Origin of the sequence: Rhodococcus sp. ACPA4, from assembly GCF_002300185.1 — a bacterium.
GTDB lineage: Bacteria > Actinomycetota > Actinomycetes > Mycobacteriales > Mycobacteriaceae > Rhodococcus_F > Rhodococcus_F globerula.
On the sequence record NZ_NSDY01000001.1, the window covers coordinates 4,859,442 to 4,879,137 of the forward strand.

At 61.0% G+C, this 19,696-nt stretch carries 18 protein-coding genes; 14 read left to right on the forward strand and 4 right to left on the reverse strand.

Going from position 1 to position 19,696, the window contains the following annotated elements:
• On the forward strand, nucleotides 1-363 hold the full coding sequence (locus tag CJ178_RS22245) for a DUF202 domain-containing protein (RefSeq protein ID WP_052683456.1): 363 nt from the start codon (nucleotides 1-3) through the stop codon (nucleotides 361-363).
• Here CJ178_RS22245 and CJ178_RS22250 read toward each other — a convergent pair.
• Nucleotides 335-1,270, reverse strand: a complete 936-nt coding sequence (locus tag CJ178_RS22250; protein WP_095887680.1) for a sterol desaturase family protein — start codon at nucleotides 1,268-1,270, stop codon at nucleotides 335-337. The two genes, CJ178_RS22245 and CJ178_RS22250, sit on opposite strands and share 29 nt — an antisense overlap.
• A 112-nt stretch (nucleotides 1,271-1,382) precedes the next feature.
• Between CJ178_RS22250 and CJ178_RS22255 the strand changes: the two genes are divergently transcribed.
• Nucleotides 1,383-1,838 carry an RrF2 family transcriptional regulator gene (locus CJ178_RS22255; protein WP_045066446.1) on the forward strand — a complete coding sequence of 152 codons (456 nt, stop codon included), beginning with the start codon at nucleotides 1,383-1,385 and terminating at the stop codon, nucleotides 1,836-1,838.
• Between the two features lie 50 nt (nucleotides 1,839-1,888).
• On the opposite strand, the gene CJ178_RS22260 is transcribed toward CJ178_RS22255, so the two are convergent.
• Nucleotides 1,889-3,004, reverse strand: a complete 1,116-nt coding sequence (locus CJ178_RS22260; protein WP_095887681.1) for a GGDEF domain-containing protein — start codon at nucleotides 3,002-3,004, stop codon at nucleotides 1,889-1,891.
• Nucleotides 3,005-3,249: 245 nt separating this feature from the next.
• Between CJ178_RS22260 and CJ178_RS22265 the strand changes: the two genes are divergently transcribed.
• The 5 genes from CJ178_RS22265 to CJ178_RS22285 all read left to right on the forward strand — a co-directional run bounded on the left by CJ178_RS22265 (nucleotide 3,250) and on the right by CJ178_RS22285 (nucleotide 10,911).
• Complete coding sequence (locus tag CJ178_RS22265) at nucleotides 3,250-3,864, forward strand: TetR/AcrR family transcriptional regulator (protein WP_095887682.1); 615 nt, start codon at nucleotides 3,250-3,252, stop codon at nucleotides 3,862-3,864.
• 87 nt (nucleotides 3,865-3,951) lie between these two features.
• Complete coding sequence (locus CJ178_RS22270) at nucleotides 3,952-6,300, forward strand: MMPL family transporter (protein ID WP_045066448.1); 2,349 nt, start codon at nucleotides 3,952-3,954, stop codon at nucleotides 6,298-6,300.
• 135 nt (nucleotides 6,301-6,435) lie between these two features.
• The gene (locus CJ178_RS22275) at nucleotides 6,436-8,169 is read left to right on the forward strand and encodes an ABC transporter ATP-binding protein (protein ID WP_095887683.1); all 1,734 of its coding nucleotides are present in this window, start codon (nucleotides 6,436-6,438) and stop codon (nucleotides 8,167-8,169) included.
• Nucleotides 8,166-10,097, forward strand: coding sequence for an ABC transporter ATP-binding protein (locus tag CJ178_RS22280; protein ID WP_084702606.1), 1,932 nt, complete (start codon nucleotides 8,166-8,168; stop codon nucleotides 10,095-10,097). The genes CJ178_RS22275 and CJ178_RS22280 overlap by 4 nt, the downstream gene beginning before the upstream one ends.
• Before the next feature lie 70 nt (nucleotides 10,098-10,167).
• A complete protein-coding gene (locus CJ178_RS22285) occupies nucleotides 10,168-10,911 on the forward strand; it encodes an IclR family transcriptional regulator (RefSeq protein WP_092805710.1) in 744 nt (247 codons plus the stop codon).
• Between the two features lie 6 nt (nucleotides 10,912-10,917).
• Here CJ178_RS22285 and CJ178_RS22290 read toward each other — a convergent pair whose 3' ends face one another.
• Both CJ178_RS22290 and CJ178_RS22295 read right to left on the reverse strand, forming a co-directional pair.
• On the reverse strand, nucleotides 10,918-12,126 hold the full coding sequence (locus tag CJ178_RS22290; RefSeq protein ID WP_051730592.1) for a multidrug effflux MFS transporter: 1,209 nt from the start codon (nucleotides 12,124-12,126) through the stop codon (nucleotides 10,918-10,920).
• Complete coding sequence (locus tag CJ178_RS22295; protein WP_095887684.1) at nucleotides 12,107-12,958, reverse strand: alpha/beta fold hydrolase; 852 nt, start codon at nucleotides 12,956-12,958, stop codon at nucleotides 12,107-12,109. Before CJ178_RS22295 ends, CJ178_RS22290 begins: the two co-directional genes overlap by 20 nt.
• 101 nt (nucleotides 12,959-13,059) lie before the next feature.
• Between CJ178_RS22295 and CJ178_RS22300 the strand changes: the two genes are divergently transcribed.
• The 7 genes from CJ178_RS22300 (at nucleotide 13,060) to CJ178_RS22330 (ending at nucleotide 19,696) form a co-directional block, all read left to right on the forward strand.
• Nucleotides 13,060-13,545 carry an FAS1-like dehydratase domain-containing protein gene (locus CJ178_RS22300; RefSeq protein WP_033235081.1) on the forward strand — a complete coding sequence of 162 codons (486 nt, stop codon included), beginning with the start codon at nucleotides 13,060-13,062 and terminating at the stop codon, nucleotides 13,543-13,545.
• Complete coding sequence (locus tag CJ178_RS22305; RefSeq protein ID WP_095887685.1) at nucleotides 13,542-13,940, forward strand: acyl dehydratase; 399 nt, start codon at nucleotides 13,542-13,544, stop codon at nucleotides 13,938-13,940. The genes CJ178_RS22300 and CJ178_RS22305 overlap by 4 nt, the downstream gene beginning before the upstream one ends.
• 81 nt (nucleotides 13,941-14,021) lie before the next feature.
• Entirely contained in the window at nucleotides 14,022-15,311 is a 1,290-nt protein-coding gene (locus CJ178_RS22310) for an aromatic ring-hydroxylating oxygenase subunit alpha (protein ID WP_033235079.1), read from the forward strand.
• Nucleotides 15,312-15,433: 122 nt separating this feature from the next.
• Nucleotides 15,434-16,777 (forward strand): M20 family metallopeptidase, encoded by a 1,344-nt coding sequence (locus CJ178_RS22315; protein WP_095887686.1) that lies wholly within the window; start codon nucleotides 15,434-15,436, stop codon nucleotides 16,775-16,777.
• Nucleotides 16,777-17,733, forward strand: a complete 957-nt coding sequence (locus CJ178_RS22320) for a catechol 1,2-dioxygenase (protein ID WP_095887687.1) — start codon at nucleotides 16,777-16,779, stop codon at nucleotides 17,731-17,733. Before CJ178_RS22315 ends, CJ178_RS22320 begins: the two co-directional genes overlap by 1 nt.
• A 31-nt stretch (nucleotides 17,734-17,764) precedes the next feature.
• A complete protein-coding gene (locus tag CJ178_RS22325; protein ID WP_033235076.1) occupies nucleotides 17,765-18,637 on the forward strand; it encodes an alpha/beta fold hydrolase in 873 nt (290 codons plus the stop codon).
• A 102-nt stretch (nucleotides 18,638-18,739) separates the two neighbouring features.
• On the forward strand, nucleotides 18,740-19,696 hold the full coding sequence (locus CJ178_RS22330; protein ID WP_033235075.1) for an NAD(P)-dependent oxidoreductase: 957 nt from the start codon (nucleotides 18,740-18,742) through the stop codon (nucleotides 19,694-19,696).

A 19,696-nucleotide genomic window follows, 5' to 3' on the forward strand; every position in this document is an offset into this window, starting at 1 on the left:
TTGACTACCGTAGAGCCGTCCGACGCAATCAGTCCTTCGGGCAGGAGCGCGATCAGCCCTCCTGACAAGGGATTACAGTCCGAACGCACGTCGCTCTCATTCGTGCGTACGAGTCTGTCCATCCTCGGTTTGGCCGTGGCGTGCCTGCGCTGGTTGCCGCCGTTCGGTTCGGTGGCGATGATCGGTCCGGCAATCGCGGCTGTCCTGATTGTTGCCGTCACGATCTACGAGCGTCGGTCGAGATCTGCGCGGCTCGAGCTCTTTGCCAGGGAAAAGGCAACGCCCGCTTTGGGCATGGGCGCTGTACTGGCGGTGAGCCTGCTGGTTCTCGCGGCTAGTGGGTTGTGGATTCTGGTGACGTGAGTTCGGCTTTCGGTGACCATCCGGGAGGCCCGAACACATAGCCGGCGCGATTGCGCCATGACGTCGACGCTTTCCAATCGCGGGCAATGGCAGCGTATTCGCGCGTTTGCAGTTTCCAGATGTTGTACGTTCCGACCGGCGTCGTGAGTCCGTATGTCGGCCGGTGTGTTTCAGCGGCAAAGCTGCCGAAGATCCGATCCCAGACGATGAGGATTCCGCCGTAGTTGCGGTCCAGATATTCGGCGTCCGACCCGTGGTGAACGCGGTGGTGTGATGGCGTATTGAAGATGAATTCGATGGGACGCCAGAGCTTTCCGACCCGCTCGGTGTGTACGAAGAACTGGTAGACCAGGCTGACGGAGAAGCCGACGAAGATCATCCACGGCGGAATTCCGAGGAACGGCAACGGTAGCCACATGATTATTTCGCCGCTGTTGTTCCACTTCTGACGCAGGGCGGTGCTGAAGTTGAAGTATTCGCTCGAATGGTGCGCTTGATGTGTTGCCCAGATAACTCGAACGCGGTGTGCGATGCGGTGATACGCGTAGTAGAGGGCATCGATTCCGAGTAGCAGGATCACCCAGGTGTACCAGGCGCTCGGTGAGAGATGCCATGGCGCGAGATATACCCAGATGGCGGAATATCCGATCAGGGCAAGAACTTTCCAGAAGGCGCTGGTCGCGATGGAGACCACTCCGAGTAGGACGCTCGTGCGGGCGTCGACGCCACGGTAACCGCCCGTCGCGGGGTGTGCTCGGCCGTCGGCGTGGTCGGGATGATCCTCGAGTTTGCGCGCTGCTGCCCATTCGATCACCAGGAAGAGGGCAAACGCGGGGATGGCCAGCGCTACCGGGTCATGGAGTGGTTCCAGGAGAGACTTCCAAGATTCGAGGAGGGTGTCCCACACGCTAGTTGTCCTGTCCGTTCACGGGTTTATCGTTACATTATGCATTAATGTGTAACGACATGGAAGATGCATTCCCTTGCGCCTTTCCATAGGGGAATGGTAGGAATTGCCGGTGCACATCACCGCAAAGGTGGACTACGCCGTGCGAACGTTGGCGGAACTCGCAGCAGCTGGTCCAGGCCCGGCCAAAGCCGAGTTTCTCGCAACGTCGCAGGTGATCCCCCATAAGTTTCTCGAGGCAGTTCTGTCGGATCTACGACGCGGCGGCCTTGTGACGAGTAAGCGCGGACCCGAGGGTGGTTACTGGCTTGCCCGTCCCGCGCCGGAAATCACGATTGCCGACGTCATCCGTGCAGTGGAAGGTCCGTTGGCGTCGATCCGTGGGGAGCGCCCCGAGGATGTCGATTACACGGGTCCGGCGACGCAGCTCAAGGATGTGTGGATAGCGGTCCGCGTCAATCTTCGCGCGGTGCTCGAGAACGTCACGATGGCGGATGTGGCCGACGGCCACCTACCTGACTTTGTGAATCAGTTGACGGCGGATCCGGGGGCCTGGAAGCGGCGCTGACGTTAAGTGCTGTAGCGGCGCTGACGTTGGGGGCTGTAGCGGCGCTGACGTCAGTTCCCGGATCGGTCGAAGCGCGTCATGTCGAGTGGCGCGGTATTCGCGGAGTTCCCGCCGGATGATTTCGCTTCGTACATCAGATGATCGGCATGGACTATCGCGCGGGAGAACGCGGTGTAGTCGAATTGCTCCATGTCTGGGGTGAACGGCATCGTGGAGGCGCCGATACTGACTGTCGCCAGGGGTGCGTCCGTGGCTTCGACAACTGCGCGGGGCAGAGTCGCTATGCGTTTGCGTAGTCCGTATGGCGTTCCGATCATGACGAGCGTGAATTCTTCGCCGCCGGTGCGCGCTGCGTATCCGAATCCGTTGACGTGTTGTTGAAGTCGGTTGCCGGTTCTGATGATGACGGTGTCGCCGACTTCGTGCCCGTAGGCGTCGTTGACGGCTTTGAATTTGTCGATGTCGACGACGGCGACCGCAACGTCGACGCGGTTGGCGTGTGAGGTCGACCAGACCCGTTCGGCCATGTCCCAGAGTCCGCGCCTGTTGAGGAGGCCGGTCAGTGCGTCGACTTTCGATCCGTTGGCGCGTGCGAGTAGTTGCCGCCAGGCGAGTTGGATGGTGGCCGGGATGAAGATGACGGCGCACAGGATTACGTCGGTGCGCGCGATGACGCCGGCAGTGGGCAGCGTCCCGCGGGTGATGGCGAGGATCGCCAGGGAAATGATGAACGTACAGGAGAAGGCAAGGTGGAAGGCGAGCCATCGAAAGTTGAGAAAGTACGTGAAGTAGGCGCCGGAGGCTACGAAGAGCACCGCGCCGAAGAGTGCTGCATCGTGGCTGGTGAACGTGATGATGACGGAGGCTGTTCCCAGATCTGCCCAGATCCCGAACAGTTTCAGAGCGCGCGACCCGCGAACTTTTCCGAGGAACCAAAGGGCAGTGGGGATGAGGTTTACGGTCGCGAATGCGATGAGCCAGGTGCGCGCGAACTGTCGGTCGGGGCCTTCGCCGCTGATCAGGAACAGATAGGCAACCAGGGAAAAGTTGAGCGAGCAGAACCCGATGGTGAAGTTGACGAGCCGCAGCATTGAGCCGGGGCCGTTCTTCGATCCCCACAGCATGACCGAAGGCGGCACCGGCCAGCTTTGTAGGAGTGGGTCCATGAAATTCCTCAGTTGTTCAAGATCGGGTGGTTGATCCGCAGCGGTTAATCCACGCGGTTGGTTAATCAATGGCAACCGTTTTGACCATTGTCTGGTGTAGGCGTGGCTTTTGTCGAGGCGGTGCCGATCCGCGAGCCTGGCGAGTGTGACCTACCCGACAATTGCCGCGAAGCTGTGCCGGAATCCACAATTTTGCATGACTCTGCAAACTTGCAGATGTCTGCAAGTTCCGTAACGTGGAGAGAGTGATAACCGAGCCAGGTCTCCGAGACCGCAAGAAGGCGGCAACCCGCGCTGCACTCAGCAGTGCGGCAGAACGGCTCGCTCGGGCTCTCGGAATCGAGTGCGTCACCGCCGACGCGATTGCGTCCGAGGCTGGAGTGTCGACGAGGACATTCCACAACTACTTCTCCAGCAAGGAGGAGGCGGTACTCGCCAGCTTCGAGGAATCGGTAACTCTCTGGATCGAGGCGCTTGCATCTCGGCCCGCGGGCGAACCGATTCTCGACGTCCTCGAGGATCTTGTGGTCGAAATCGTGACTGGCTCCGGTCCGACAGCGAGTAAGACAACAAGTATCTGGATGCTGTCGGACGCGAGTCCCGCTCTCTATCGGGACGCTGCGGACATGCATCAGCGGATCAACCGTGCAGTCACTCAGGCATTGGCCGAACGTACCGGCACGGATGTCGAGCGTGACCTGTACCCGACACTCCTCCTCGGAGCGGTGGCCGGAGCCGCTAAATCGGTGATCGCCATCTGGTCCGGCGGAAAGTCGGATGCTTCCGGACCGGAAGAACTGGTCCATGACGCTTTTCGGCAAATTCGTGCAGGGTTGCCTGCGCCGCCACCGCGTCTCTGAGACACCGCGTCTCTGAGACACCGCGTCTTCAGCACGCACACCTAATACCTGTCCACGTACACGCACCGAAACAGCAAGGAGCCCGTCGTGGCCACCTATCTCTATCGGATCGGCAAGTTCGCCTACCGGCGAAAAGGCGCGGTCCTCAGCGTTTGGTTGATAATCCTGGTTCTGATGGGCGTCGGGGCTGCGACCCTGTCCGGTCCCACCAAGGACTCCTTCAACATTCCGGGTACTCCCGCGCAGCAGGCCCAAGACCTGATGGCGGAGCGTTTCCCGGACGCTCCCAACGCTATGGATTCGTTGAGTGCCCGATATGTTCTCCAAGCGCCTGCAGGTACGACGTTGGCTGATCCGGCAAACGTCAAGGCCATGGACGACATGCTCGCGCAGATCCGCGCGATCGACACGGTCGAGGACGCTGCCAAGGTCGATCCGGCTACGGCGACGCCGGAACAGGCCGCGAAGGCGTTGGTCAACCCGGTTGCCGCCAATGATTCGATGACGGCGATGTTCCAGGAGCAGGCCGCTGCTGCCGGAACTTCCGAGGCAAAAGCAAGCTCAGACGCTGCGGCATTGTCGCCGCTCAGCGCGGACGGCACGGTCGGATACATCGAGGTTCCCTTTGTCGGCGCTGTCACCGATGCCGATGAGGCGATGCGTGAGTCGATCAATGCTGCTGCCGATGTGGCACGGGCCGAAGGACTCAACGTCCAGGTCAGTGGTACTGCGGCGCAGGAAGCCGAGATGCCCGGTGGGCTCACCGAGTTGATCGGTATTGCCGTCGCTGCCGTCGTTCTGGCAATCACGTTCGGTTCGCTTGTGGCCGCCGGACTTCCGCTGATCACCGCGATCATCGGTATCGCAATCGGCAGCCTCGGTATTACCGTCGCGACGGGCTTCATGGACCTCGGATCGATGACGCCGACGTTGGCGATCATGATCGGTCTGGCAGTGGCGATCGACTACTCGCTCTTCATCATGTCCAGGTTCCGGCATGAGCTGACCTTGACCGACGACCGATCGGAAGCCGCCGGACGCGCAGTCGGAACTGCCGGTTCCGCAGTCGTATTCGCTGGTCTGACGGTCATCATCGCCCTCGTGGCATTGCGTGTCGTCGGCATCCCGTTCCTCTCGGATATGGGTGCGGCAGCGGCATTTACAGTGCTCATCGCAGTGCTCATCGCCTTGACGTTGTTGCCCGCGATCCTGGGTATCTTCGGCCGGAAGGCTTTTGCCGGCAAGATTCCGTTCCTCGGCAAGAAGGCTCAGGAGTCCGAGGATTCGGGTAAGCCAACGCTGGCTCTGCGCTACATCAGCGCCATCGTGCGACGCCCGCTCGTTCCTTTGATCGGCGGCGTTGTACTTCTGGGCGCTTTGGCTTTGCCGGCAACGGGATTGAGCCTGTCATTGCCGTCGGAGGCAACGGGTGATCCGGCAACAAGTTCGCGTCAGGCGTACGACTTGATCGACGAGGGCTTCGGTGGCGGTAAGAACGGTCCGCTGCTCGGTGTCATCGACGCACAGGGTGCAGACGTTCCGGCCGGCGAGGCATTCGAGAAGGTCGTCTCGACGATCTCGGGGCTGAACGGCGTCCAGAATGCACAGATCGTCAAAGTCAACCAGGCCGGCGATACCGCGCAGATGTTGATCACTCCGACAACCGGTCCCACGGATCCGGCAACCATGGAGTTGGTGAGCAGTCTCCGCAGTGCCGAAGCAGGACTGGCTGATTCGATCGGTGTGAGCTACGGAATCACAGGTCAGACTGCACTCGAGGGTGATATCTCGGATACCTTGCAGGACGCGTTGGTTCCCTATCTTGCGGTAGTGGTCGGCCTGGCATTCATCCTGTTGCTCTTGGTGTTCCGCTCGATCCTGGTTCCGCTGACCGCGACGTTGGGCTTCCTGCTCAGCGTGCTCGCGACATTCGGCGCCACGGTTGCGATCTTCCAGCACGGCTGGTTGGGAATTATCTCGAACCCGCAACCTTTGGTGAGTTTCATGCCGATCTTCCTGATCGGTGTGGTGTTCGGACTCGCGATGGACTACCAGGTGTTCCTCGTGACGCGCATGCGTGAGGAGTACGTCCACGGAGCTAACGCCAAGCAGGCTGTCACCATCGGCTTCAATCACGGTGCCCGGGTTGTCAGCGCTGCCGCGATCATCATGATCTCCGTGTTCGGTGCCTTCATCGCGGAGCCGAATTCGTTCATCAAGTCGATCGGGTTTGCGCTCGCTGCCGCAGTCTTCTTCGACGCCTTCATCGTTCGTATGGTGATCATTCCGTCGGTCATGGCGTTGCTCGGCGACAAGGCGTGGTGGCTGCCCAAGTGGCTCGACAAGATTCTGCCCAACGTCGACATCGAGGGTGAGAAGCTGAGCCAGCAACTCCGCGCCGACAAGGAAGCGGAATTGGCTGCAACATCTGCCTAACTGCACAGCAGGGTCCTACACACGTGCCGCAATCGACTCCAAGTCGGTTGCGGCACGTGTGTTTTTGTCGGAGTTCCCGGTGGCCGAAAAAACCTTGCGGCACTTGTCGGCAGAGATTGGTAACCTTCGCTCACTATGCTGATCAGGCTGCTGCGCACTTACCTAGAGCCCTATCGTGGCGAACTCACGGGCGTTGTCGTCCTGCAGTTTATTTCGACTATGGCTGCCCTTTACCTTCCCAGTCTCAATGCCGACATCATCGACAACGGTGTGACAAAGGGGGATACGGGCTACATCCTGTCAACGGGTGGGGTGATGCTCCTTGTGACGTTGACGCAGATCCTGTGCTCCGTGGGTGCGGTGTACTTCGGTGCTCGTGTTGCCATGGGCATCGGACGCGATCTGCGGGCGTCGGTGTTGCATCAGGTCGGTACTTTCTCGGCCCGCGAGGTCGGCTATTTCGGTGCGCCGTCCCTGATCACCAGAAATACCAACGACGTCCAGCAAGTGCAGATGATGGTCGTGATGAGTTGCACCATCCTCGTGATGGCTCCGATCATGTGCGTCGGCGGCATCATCATGGCGCTGCGTCAGGATCTGAATCTGTCCTGGATTCTGGGTATCAGCGTGCCGTTGCTGGCGATTTCGATGGGTTTTTTGATCGCGCGGATGGTTCCCGGCTTCCGGCTCATGCAGGGTCGTCTCGACGCGGTCAACCGTGTTCTACGCGAACAGATCACCGGTATCCGGGTTGTCCGCGCGTTTGTTCGCGAGCCTTCCGAGGTGAAGCGCTTTGGTGTAGCCAATGACGAACTGACCGAAACGGCGCTCGGTGTCGGAAAACTGATGGCGGTGATGTTCCCGCTGGTGATGCTGATCAGCAACGTCACCAGTGTCGCGGTCATCTGGTTCGGTGGGCATCAGATCGACAGTGGGGCCATGGAGATCGGCTCGCTCACCGCGATGCTCAGCTACATCATGCAGATCCTGATGGCCGTCATGATGGCTACTTTCATGGCCGTCATGCTGCCGCGTGCATCGGTCTGCGCGGAACGTATCTCCGAGGTGCTCGATACAGCGTCGTCGGTCATTCCGCCCGAGAACCCGATTCGAGAACTGAAGAACCCGGGCGTCGTCGAACTTCGCGGCGCTCAGTTCCAGTTCCCCGGCGCCGAGGAACCGGTGTTGCGCGACATCACTTTCCGGGCCGAACCAGGCAAGACCACCGCGATCATCGGCGGCACCGGATCCGGTAAGACGACGCTGCTCAACCTGATTCCGCGACTCATCGACGCCACATCCGGGTCGGTATCCGTCGGTGGTGTCGACGTGCGCGACATCGACACCGACCTGCTGTGTTCCGTTATCGGACTTGTTCCGCAGAAGCCGTACCTGTTCTCGGGAACCGTCGCAACCAACCTTCGCTACGGCAACCCCGACGCCACCGACGAGTGGCTGTGGGAATGCCTCGAGGTCGCTCAGGCCGCAGACTTCGTCCGCGCGATGCCGGAAGGCCTGGACACCCCGGTGTCGCAAGGCGGTACGACGGTTTCCGGTGGTCAGCGTCAGCGTCTGGCCATTGCGCGGGCACTGGTGCGCAGGCCGCAGATCTATTTGTTCGACGATTCGTTCTCGGCCCTGGACCTCACGACAGACGCGAGACTGAGAGCGGCGCTGCAGCCCGTTACCCGGGACGCCTGCATCATCGTTGTCGCGCAACGTATTTCCACCATCGTCGAAGCCGATCAGATCATCGTGCTCGACGACGGTGCGATTGTCGGTGTCGGTACCCATGACGAACTGCAAGTCAGTTGTCCCACTTACGGCGAAATTGTCGCCTCTCAGCTAGCCGTACAGGACGCATCATGAGCAATCGGCCGAGTTCCTCACCTCCGATCGGACCTCCCGGCGGTGGTGATCCCACCAAGAAGGCCATGAATTTCGGCCCTTCGCTGAAGCGTCTTCTTTCTCGGCTCAGCCCCGACAAGCCCGCTGTCATCCTGATTTTTGTTCTGGTCACGGTCAGTGTGGTGCTGTCTTCGATCGCCCCGAAGATCCTGGGTAATGCAACCAACCTCATCTTCGACGGCATTGTCGGTAAACAGCTTCCCGCCGGAATTACCAAGGACCAAGCAGTGGCGGGTCTGCGCGAGCAGGGCCAGAATCAGTTCGCGGACATGGTGTCCGGCATGAACGTGGTCCCCGGTACCGGGATCGATTTTGCCGAGGTCGGCCGAGTGCTGATGATCGTGCTGCTGCTGTTCGTCTGCGCGTCGCTGTTCAGTTGGTTGCAGGCGTACCTGCTCAATATTGTCGTGCAACGCACGGTTCGACGCCTACGCGAGGACGTCGAGCAGAAGATTCATCGACTTCCGCTGCGGTACTTCGACACTCATGCGCGCGGCGATGTTCTCTCGCGCGTCACCAATGACATCGACAATGTTGCGCAGAGCCTGCAGCAGACGCTAAGTCAGCTGGTGACGTCGGTGATGACGGTGATCGCGATCCTCGTGATGATGCTGGTCATCTCGCCGATTCTGGCTTTGATCGCCATCGCGACGGTTCCGCTGTCGATCATCGTCACGGCTGTCATCGCCAAGCGCTCGCAGAAACACTTTGTCGCACAGTGGAAGAGCACCGGCGGCATCAACGCGCAGGTTGAAGAAGCATTCACCGGACACGAGTTGGTCAAGGTGTTCGGCCGGCAGAACGAGGTCGAGGAGCGTTTCCGCACGCAGAACGAGAAGCTCTACCAATCGAGCTTCAAAGCGCAGTTCATTTCCGGTCTGGTTATGCCTGCTGTCATGTTCCTCGGCAATCTGAATTACGTCGCCATCGCAGTTGTCGGCGGTATGCGGGTGGCCTCCGGCACGATGACGCTCGGTGATGTGCAGGCGTTCATCCAGTACTCACGCCAGTTCACGCAACCGCTCACGCAGATCGCGTCGATGACCAATCTGCTGCAGTCCGGTGTTGCCTCCGCTGAGCGGGTGTTTGCGCTCCTCGACCAGGAAGAGCAGTCCGTCGATCCCGCCGACGCGCAGTCCCCGGCCGTGTCCAAGGGACGGGTGGCATTCGAGGACGTCACGTTCAGTTACAAGCCGGAGCAGCCCCTCATCGAGGATCTGTCGTTGGTGGCCGAGCCCGGTCAGATGGTTGCCATCGTCGGCCCCACCGGTGCCGGCAAGACCACCCTGGTCAACCTGATTCTGCGGTTCTACGAGCTCAATTCGGGTCGCATCACTCTCGACGGTATCGATATCGCGAAGATGACGCGTGACGATCTGCGGTCGCGCATCGGCATGGTTCTGCAGGATGCCTGGCTGTTCGGCGGCACGATCCGGGAGAACATCGCGTACGGCAAGCCGGGCGCCACCGAAGAGGAGATTCAGCGCGCTGCCAAGATGAGCTACGTCGACAAGTTCGTGCACTCCCTGCCCGAGGGATACGACACCGTCATCGACGAAGAGGGCAACAACATCAGTGCCGGTGAGAAGCAGCTGATCACCATTGCTCGAGCGTTCATCGCGCAGCCGTCCATTCTGATTCTCGACGAGGCCACCAGTTCTGTCGACACGCGCACTGAGCTGCTGGTTCAGAGTGCCACCGCGGTTCTGCGCAGCGACCGTACAAGCTTTGTCATCGCTCACCGGCTTTCGACGATTCGTGATGCGAACTTGATTGTGGTGATGGAGGCCGGCCGCATCGTGGAACAGGGAAGCCACGAGGAGCTGCTGCTCTCGCGGGGTGCGTACTACCGGCTCTACAACAGTCAGTTCGTGGGCGCGGAGATCTAAGGCCTAAGTACACTGAAGCAGACTTGGTCCGCTGGGTGGACCACAATCTGTGTACTGGAGGCGCTCGGCGGTGCATTCGTTGCTGGGGAAGGCGCGCCTGATACTCGATTCCTTCGACGCGGATTCGGGCGCGCTTTCGCTGACCGAGCTTGCGAACCGAAGCGGCGTTGCGAAGGCGACGGTGCATCGAATAGCCGGTGAACTGGTGTCACTGGGCCTGCTGGAACGAGTCGGGACCAAGTACGGATTGGGGTTACGGCTTTTCGAACTTGGCCAGTTGGTGCCTCGTCAACGGATTCTGCGTGAGGCGTCGCTTACGTATGTGCAGGATCTTCATGCGGCAACCAGGGAGACGGTTCACCTCGTGATTCGTGACGGTCTCGAGGTTCTGTACATCGACAAGATCTCCGGTCATCACGGTGTGGACCTGCCGTCGCGGGTGGCCGGCCGGCTGCCGATGTATGCGACGGCCACCGGCAAGGCGATACTCGCGTACTCGCCGGATTCCGTATTTCGAGCGGTGGTAACCAACGGATTTGTCGAGTTCACCGACCGGACGGTGAACTCGGAGGACGGGTTACGTAGGCAACTCGATGCCGTTCGCTCGGAGCAATTGGCGGTGGAGAGCGAAGAGGTTCGGCTGGGGACGTCGAGTATCGCCGCACCGATCTTCGGAGGACACGGGGAAGCGGTTGCCGCGATCGGCGTCTCGAGTCCGCGGTATCGAATGGATACCGAGCGCTTTGCCGAGCCGTTGCGCGCGGCAGCTGCCGGAATCAGCCGGAAGGTGTCGGTTCTCGAACGCTCTGCGTAAGCGTTCCTATCGACGCACCCACAGCAGTGCTATCACTCCGAGAACCGAAGCCCCGGTCATGGAGATGGCCACTGCAAGACTGGTATTACCCAGCAGGCCGACGATCGGTGCGACCACTGCGGCAGCGCCGAACTGCGCAAATCCGATCAGCGCGGCCGCTGAGCCCGCGGCTTCTCCGTGACGCGACAGGGCAACCGCCGGTGCGTTGGGCATGACAAAACCCGTTGCGCACAGCATCAGCAGGATGGGGACGGCAAACCCGACGAAGCCCAACGAGTCGGTGGCAGCAACGGCAACAAATGCAGCGCCGACGACGCTACTGCCCCACATTGCCCAGATCGTGATGGAATTCGGCGACCACCGTCCGAGCAGCACGACGTTGAGTTGAGACGAGCCGATCAGCACTACGGCCCCGCCGGCGAAGGCAAACCCGTACGCTGTGGCGCTCAGACCGAACTGTTCCTGCATTACGTAGGACGACGCCGCGATGTACGACCACAGCACACCACGGCCGAGACCGCACACGAGAACCAACACCATGAAGTGAGCATCACGACCGAGTGCAATGTAGCTTCGCGCTATCGCGCCGATGCCCTTGCCTGACCGATTCTCGGGTGGAAGTGTTTCCGGGAGTGACGCTGCGGCGAGTGCAATCATGGCGATACCCAGGAGGAAGAGAGCGAGAAAGACTCCGCGCCATTGTGTTACGGACATCAGTGCCCCGCCGATGGACGGAGCCAGGATGGGCGCTACGCCCATGACCAACATCAGTCGCGAAAGTACCACCGCCGCATCGTGTCCGGTGAAGAGATCACGAACGATCGCCATCGCGATCACACCGGTGGCCGCGGCGCCAAAACCTTGAAGGGTTCGCAGCGTCGTGAGGACTTCGATGGACGGCGCAAAGAAGCACGCCAACGATGCGCCGACGTGAATCACTGTGCCCACGAGCAAGGGGCGTCGACGCCCGTAGATGTCGGAAAGTGGGCCGATGATCAACTGACCGAACGCAAGACCGAGAAGCGTCCCGGTCAGGGTCAGCTGAACCATTGTCTCCGACGTGCCGAATTCCTGCGTGATCTGCGGCAGCGCAGGAAGATACATGTCGACGGTGAACGGCCCGAGGGCGGTGAGGATTCCGAGAAGCAGTACCAATCGGATCCGTGCACCGCCCGTCGGGGCGATTACCGTTCGTTCAGTTGTGCTGTTGGTCAAGGAAACCCGAAACAACACTGTAGTAGTCGTATGGCCGCTCTTCCTGAAGATGATGCGACGCCTGGTCCATGATGTAGAGGTGGCCATGCGGGATCATCCGCGCCAGCATGAGCGGGTAGTCCGGGGTGAGGAACGCGTCGTGCATTCCCCAGGCGAAGAGCGTCGGTGCCTGGATCTGGCCGAGTTCGGCTGTGAGGTCCTGCCAATCGCCACGAGGGGAGTCTGCCGAGGCAGCCAAGGCCATTTCCTCGGGGTCGAGGCTTTGCTCGTATCGCATCTGGAGGGTTTCGGCGGGCAACTTCGATCCGTCGAACCATTCTAGGCTGGTGATCAAGGTGCGGAGTTTTTCGAGGGTGGGGCCGGTGCCGCCGTAGTAGACGTCGCGGGCGTTGCGGCCGCGACGGCCATCTTCGGGGAGGGGCGCGAGCGGGCCGTAGAAGACGGGCATACTGCCCGTGATCACCAGGGAGCGAACGCGTTCCGGGAACTTTGCCGCGAGATTGAGCGCTATGGTGCCGCCCCACGAGTTGCAGACGAAGTCGGCGCGTTCGATGCCGAGTTCGTCGAGCAGAGCAACCATCTTGGCGGCGTGGAAGTCCCACATGGGGCCGGTGATGGTGCACTTGTCGGACCGACCGTATTGCAGGAGATCAACGAGAATCGCCCGTCGATCCGAGGCGAAGAGAGGGGCCACCGGCCCGAAGTCGGACCACGCGGTGCAGCCAGGTCCACCTCCGTGCAGGAAAATCGTGGGGTCGCCCTCGCCGAGGTCGTAGTAGTGGAATGTGACGCCATCAGCTTTGGCGTACAAGCTCTTCGGTTGATCAGCCATGGCTATACCTGACCTCGAGGTGACAGCAATGGGAAGTATTGCGGTCCGGCAGGCGAACCCGGTTCGTGGCTGCGACACTTCCGAATGCCTAGCGTGCTGGCATGAGAACAGAACTCGAGCACGCGCGTGATCGCGCAGAGGCGATGATCGGAACGCGGGAAACACGAGAGCTGGGAACGGTGCGCCCGGCGGAGTCGATTGCCTTTGCGGTTGCCGCCGCCGAGACCGACCCCCGGTTTCTGGACCCGGAGCACCCGGCATTTGCGCTCCACCCGATGTATCTGCCTTCGCTTTTGCGTGGTCCGCAGGGCGGATCCGATCGAGAGTACCGATCAGACGGCATGTTTCGTGACGAAGTCCCGGGCACAGACGGCATCGATGTTCGCTTGATGGCAGGCGGGCAGAGTGTGACGTTCCTGCAACCAGCCCCGTTCGGCGAGCCGGTCACCGTAGCGCGGGTACTCGATACCGTGGCGATCAAAGGTCGGGCTCCTGACGAGTTTCTGCTGCTTTCGGTCACCAAGACCTATCGGGGTGCGCAGTCCGGCGCATTTGCCGAGGTCGTCGAGAAGTTCATCGTCCGATGACCGAACCCGTAGTCGTCGGCACACCGATCGAGTCGGTCGCTTTGGTATGCGATCCGGTCCGAGTCCTTCGATTCGGGGCGTCGACGCACAATTCGCACCGTATTCACTACGACGCCTCCTATGCTGCGACGGAAAAGCTGTCCGCGCCGGTTGTCATGGCTCAGTTGCAGGGCACGCTCTTCCACCGTGCTGCCGCACAGTTTGCCGGTGGATATGAAGGCGTTGTCTCCGTGTCGTGGCAGAACCGTGCGCCTGCTCCTGTCGGAACCACACTGGAAGTCTCGGGTGAAGTCACTGAGATACATGGTGAGAAAAAAACTTTGACTCTACTAGAGCACTCCGATGACGGTGTCCTGTGTGCTGTCGGAACCGCTGTGGTGGTCCGGGTCTGCTGAGCGAACCGAATCCGTTGGCGTAGAACGCGATGTCGCCCAAGATCTGTTTCATTCAAACGTTCAGTGTCGAGAGGACTTCACATGACTGGTGTCGAGGCGTCGGAAGCCACGTTCGCGCTGCCCGAGCGGCCGCGAGCGGCCGGTCGGCAGGATTGGACGGCATGGCCGGGTTACAACGCAGCCGGCAGCGGATACCGCGGTTACTGGTACCCGGTCACGTGGTCGAACCACATCACCAAAAATCCCAAGAGCTACACGATTTGTGGTGAAAAGCTGGCGATCATCCGCGACGCCGGTAAGGCGTACGCCCTGCATGATCGGTGCCCGCACCGCGGCGTTCCACTGTCCGAGGGTGATCAGCAGTTCCCGGGCACCGTCAGTTGCCCGTACCACGGCTGGACGTACCGTCTCACCGACGGAAAACTGGCTGCGGTCATCACCGACGGTCCGGATTCCAAGATCTGCGGCAAGCTGAACGTCCAGACCTATGCGGTCGAGGAGCGACTCGGTCTGGTGTGGGTGTACATACCGATCGCCAACGAGCCGGCGCCGTCCATCGACGACCAGTTGCCGCGTGAACTCGTGGAGAACAAGGGCATCGTCGGCGGTCGCATTCAGCCGCGAGAAGGTAACTGGCGCTTCGCATGTGAGAACGGTTTCGACGAGGGACATGCGAAGTACCTGCACCGCACCGCATTGTGGCGCTTGTTCAAGCCGATGCCTACGTGGAACATCACGAGCATCATCCCGGAGGGTCGCTGGATTTACCGGGTACAGGAAGAGGTGTACTGGGAGGCCGACTTCCCGGGCGTGGGAACCTGGACCAATAAGCGGTGGTGGAAGAAGAAGCCCGACGAGACCCAGATTTCGCAGATCGGAAACGTCGGTGCCGGTCTGGATGTCAATCCTGTGATCGCAGCACAGAACTTTCCCGGTTTTGCTTCGCTGTCGATGCCCGGCGTCCTGCGCATCGCGTACCCCAAGTTCATTCACTACGAGTTCTACGTGCCGGTGGACGAGGACAACCACAAATATGTCGGCCTCATGGTCAACTTCGTCTCCGGTGCAGCAAAATTGGGGTTCTACGCCAAGTACCTCGGCGCGATCCGCTGGCTGTTCCACGGTCAGTTTTCCGGGCAGGATGCGTGGATGGTCGAGGTCACCGACGCGCCGCCGGAGAAGCTGTACCGACCCGACGTATCGCTGACAACGTGGCGAAATCTGGCAGAGGAAGAGTACGCCGAGAAGATCGCCGCCGCGGCCGAACACACCCCCAAGGCGCCGGTTCGGCCCACCCGCGAGCGTCGGACGGCTGCCCCGCGCCCGGCTCCGGTCACCGACGCCCAGATCCCCACCGGCACCAGCGAATAGGAGAAACGCATGTTCAAGATTCTGACAGCAGTCGCTATCGGTGCCGCTGTTGCCGTGGCAGTTCCCAAACTATGGCAGTTGGCGGGCGAACGCAGCAATACCCAGGTACATCAGGTCAATCCATGACCACTGCGAGGGCCGACGCTCTCGCAGGCCTCGACGACACGCGCCGGGAATGGGTCGAGCAGGCCTGGGCCAACGTCGATCGCGCGAGATTGCGAGATCTCACCACCGGGGTTGTGGACATCCCCAGCCCCACCGGCGACGAAGCACCGCTGGCCCGCCACATCACGGCGGTCTTGACGGCGTCGGGCATCGAGGCCCATACGATGGATCTCGATGACCGGCAGGCGAACTCGTGGGGACGGTTGCGCGGTGACGGGTCCGGGCCGGATCTGTTGCTGTATGCGCCGATCGACACCGTCACGACAGGTGATCCGGCAGAAGATCTACCGTGGGTGGGAAACGAGTTGCGAGCCGACCTGACGCCGCACGCCCAGGTCGACGAGAACTACGTCATCGGGTTAGGTGCGTCGAATCCGAAAGGCCATGCCGCCTGCATCATCGCAGCGGCCGAAGCAATTGCCGCAGCCGGTATTCCACTCCGCGGTGACCTGGTGCTCGGATTCGGTGCCGGTGGTATGCCGACCAATGCCCGCCCCGGTGTCGGAAACCCCCGGCGCAATACCGGTCAGGGCGCCGGCTGCTCGTTCCTCCTGGAACAGGGAGTGTGGGCGGACTGTGCGCTGATCGCCAAGCCGGGCTGGACGGTCTCCTGGGAAGAAGTGGGGCTGGCTTGGTTCGAGATCACGGTGCACGGGCTGCACACCTACGTCGGTTCTCGCCACCGGCTGCCGTATCGCAACGCGATTACCGCGGCCGGTGAGGTTGTCGCGAAACTGGAGGAATGGTTCCCGAAGTACTCAGCGGCGCATCAGGACGGATTGGTTGCGCCGCAAGGAATTGTGGCCAATATTCGTGGCGGGTGGGAGAGAACAGCGTCGTTCACCCCTGAGCAGGTGCGCCTGACCGTTGATCTACGGCTGAGTCCACGGACGACGCCCACCGCCGCCAAACGTGAACTCACTGCCGTGGCGGCGGACATCGCACAATCGCTGGATCTACAGATCGAGGTCGAACAGGTGCTGGCAATACCGGGGGAGGGTTCGGATCCGCGGATGTGGTTGCGGCACTCGGCCGTCGACGCGTGGGAAGCCGCTGAGGGGAAGCCTCATCAGGACTTCTTCGACGCCAGTGGTGCAACCGACGCAAACATCTTGCGCAGCCGCGGCATCCCGACGATCCGGGTGGGTATGCCGAAGGTGGTCGACGCTCCGTTCGAGGTGGACTTCGCGATGGGGATGAACACAGTCGATCTGGCTGCAGCAGAAAGATTTACGAAGTATCTGATCCGAGTGGCCCTCGATACCGTCACCCGCTCGCTCGAGGAAGTAGGAATCGACTGATGGCGAAGATAGTTCTGGGTGTCGGTGCTTCCCACAGCACATTGATGAACACCCATTGGGAAGAGACGACGCACAAGGCGGAGGCCGAACGCTTCCGGGACGCGCTGCATCTGACCCGGGAGAAAATCGCGGAAGCGAATCCCGATGTTGTATTGATACTCGGCTCCAACCACTTTCGTGGTTTCTGGCTGGATCTGATTCCGGCTTTCACGCTCGGCGTCGGCGAGTGTATTTCCAGTGGCGAGTCCGGTACACCCAAGGGCCCGCAGCAGGTGGACGTGGACTTCGCGAGGCACCTTGCAAACGAGCTGATCGAAGGTGGCCGGTTCGATCTTGCCTACTCGGCTCGATTGCAGATCGATCACGGTCAGTCCCACGCGATTCAGTATCTTCTCGACGGAATCGATGTTCCGATAGTTCCGTTGGTGGTCAACGTATTCGCGCCGCCGCTGCCGACTTTCAAGCGATGCGAGGAAGTGGCGAAGGCTCTGCGGGACGCCATTGCGTCGTACCCTGCGGATACCCGCGTGGTGGTGATCGCCTCCGGCGGTTTATCCCATCGGCTGCCCTGGCCTGACTGGCGTGACCCGCACGGTGAGGACGAGGATTTCATGGTTCAAGCCTGGCTGGACGGTCGGGAGAATTGGTCCGACTACGACGTCCGACGGCGTCAGATCATCCGTGCCGCCGATGCCGCGATCACCCCGGAGTTCGATGACCGAATTCTTGATCTGTTTGCCAGTGGCAAGGCAAGTGAGCTTGCCGAGTTCACGACGGAGCGGATCGAGGACGAGGCGGGCAATGGTGCGCAGGAGCTACGGACATGGCTCATGATGGCGGCCATGCTCGACTACATTCCGGGAGAACGCCTTGCCTACGAAGCGATTCCCGAGTGGCTCACCGGTATGGGCGTCGCGGTTCTCGATCCAGCTGGAACAGCCAGCGTAACAACATAATCTGCCACCTTCAGCAAAGGAAGTTTCTCTCATGACAATCTGGAACGAACTTGCCGGACTCGATTTCGAGTTGACGACCGTCGACGCGGGCGGTGTCCCCACGCGCTCTCTGCAGGCCGGATCCGGCGACGAGGCCGTGATCTTCCTGCACGGCACCAGTGGACACCTCGAGGCATTTGCACGCAATATCGCGCCGCACGCCGAGTCCTACCGGGTTCATGCGATCGACATGCTGGGTCACGGCTACACCGGTAAGCCTGATTACCCGTACGAGATTCCGCGTTACGTAGAGCATTTGGTGAATTACCTCGACGCGGTCGGGCTGGATCGTGTGCACCTGGTGGGCGAGAGCCTCGGTGGTTGGGTCGCCGCCTACCTGGCCAGCGAGCAGCCCGAACGTGTCCTCTCGTTGCAGTTGCTCGCGGCTGGCGGTACCGTCGCGAATCCGACGGTGATGGAGCGTATCAAGACCTCGACAGCGAAGGCCGTTCAGAGCGACGACATCGAATTGACCCGCGCCCGCATGCAGTTGCTCATGCACGATCCGGCCAATGCAACGGAGGAATTGGTTCAGGCGCGTCACCGGATCTACCACCAGCCCGACTTCGTGGCCAACATCCACAACCTTCTTTCCTTGCAGGAGATGGAGGTTCGCCAGCGGAATCTGTTGCGCCCGGATCGGATGGCACTCATCAAGGCGCCTACCCTGGTGGTCTGGGGACAGGAAAATCCGTTCGGCGACGTTCCTGAGGCGAAGAAGATGGCCGAGGATATCCCGGGTGCTCAGCTCGAGCTCTACGCGGAGTGCGGTCACTGGCCGCAGCACGAGCAGGCAGCGAAGTACAACCCGCTGAGCCTCGAGTTTCTGGCCAAGGCGTCAGCAAGCGCGAAGGCAGCCATCTGAGAACCAAACAGACTGCTGCGTAACAGAGCCGGCCTCTCGATCAGGAGGCCGGCTCTGGCGTTTTCCGAAGGTACAGTCATCGTCTCACCCTGAGGAGTTCTCGTGAAGAAAGTACTTCTACTGACGGCAGACGCCGACAACGGACTTGGCAGCGCGATCCGTGACGCCGTGGGAAGTGAGGCCGAGGTAGTTCGCTTGCCCGAGCGCACTACGGAAGCACTACATGCACTGTTGCCGATGTGTGATGTCGTGGTGGGTGACTGGAGTGGTGATCTGCCGCTCGGCAAGCAGGAAGCCGAACTCGGACGGCAACTACTCCTTGTCCAACAGCCAGGTGCCGGAACCAATTTCATCGACGTGGATGCGTGGCGCGCCTTCGGGGTTCCGGTCGCGAATACACCCGGCGCCAACGCGGAATCGGTTGCGGAATGGGCAGTGCTGGCGGCAGGTGCGTTGTGCCGCTCCATGTTCTGGGCGCACAACGAGGTCACCGGCGGGTCCTGGCCACAGGAATCCATCTTGACGCGAGATTGTCGCGACTTGGCGCAGCGCCGGGTCGGCGTAGTAGGGGTCGGGTCGATCGGCCGTCGGTGTGCAGAGTTGTTCGGGGCCTTTGGTTGTGATGTCTACGTCACCGCGCGTTCGAGACCGCGCGAGCCTATGAATGCGACCTTTGTATCGCTCGAGGAACTGTTGCCTCTCTCCGACGTCCTGGTGCTCGCCGTCCCGCTCACGGAATCAACTCGGGGACTGATCAATTCCGATCGAATTTCGCAGTTGCCCAACGGCGCGATCGTCGTCAATGTGGCACGCGGCGCTGTTGTCGAGGACGTTGCATTGGCACGAGCTCTGCGTTCGAAGCATATCGGCGGCGCGGCCCTCGATGTGTTCGACGTTGAACCACTGCCGATTTCGAGCCCCCTTCGCGGATTCGATTCGACGCTCTTGAGTCCTCACGTCGCAGGGGGCAGCGCCGGAGCGCGTGCGTCGATCTACTCGATGACGGCGCAGAATGTCGCAGGCGCGCTGCGCAAGCAGACAATTCGGTGGACATTGTGA

Bases quoted from the DNA above. Each gene is read 5' to 3' on its own strand.
- CJ178_RS22260 (WP_095887681.1), bottom strand. From the start codon at position 3,004: ATGGACCCACTCCTACAAAGCTGGCCGGTGCCGCCTTCGGTCATGCTG.
- CJ178_RS22275 (WP_095887683.1), top strand. From the start codon at position 6,436: ATGCTGATCAGGCTGCTGCGCACTTACCTAGAGCCCTATCGTGGCGAA.
- CJ178_RS22280 (WP_084702606.1), top strand. From the start codon at position 8,166: ATGAGCAATCGGCCGAGTTCCTCACCTCCGATCGGACCTCCCGGCGGT.
- CJ178_RS22295 (WP_095887684.1), bottom strand. From the start codon at position 12,958: ATGGCTGATCAACCGAAGAGCTTGTACGCCAAAGCTGATGGCGTCACA.
- CJ178_RS22300 (WP_033235081.1), top strand. From the start codon at position 13,060: ATGAGAACAGAACTCGAGCACGCGCGTGATCGCGCAGAGGCGATGATC.
- CJ178_RS22305 (WP_095887685.1), top strand. From the start codon at position 13,542: ATGACCGAACCCGTAGTCGTCGGCACACCGATCGAGTCGGTCGCTTTG.
- CJ178_RS22310 (WP_033235079.1), top strand. From the start codon at position 14,022: ATGACTGGTGTCGAGGCGTCGGAAGCCACGTTCGCGCTGCCCGAGCGG.
- CJ178_RS22315 (WP_095887686.1), top strand. From the start codon at position 15,434: ATGACCACTGCGAGGGCCGACGCTCTCGCAGGCCTCGACGACACGCGC.
- CJ178_RS22320 (WP_095887687.1), top strand. From the start codon at position 16,777: ATGGCGAAGATAGTTCTGGGTGTCGGTGCTTCCCACAGCACATTGATG.
- CJ178_RS22325 (WP_033235076.1), top strand. From the start codon at position 17,765: ATGACAATCTGGAACGAACTTGCCGGACTCGATTTCGAGTTGACGACC.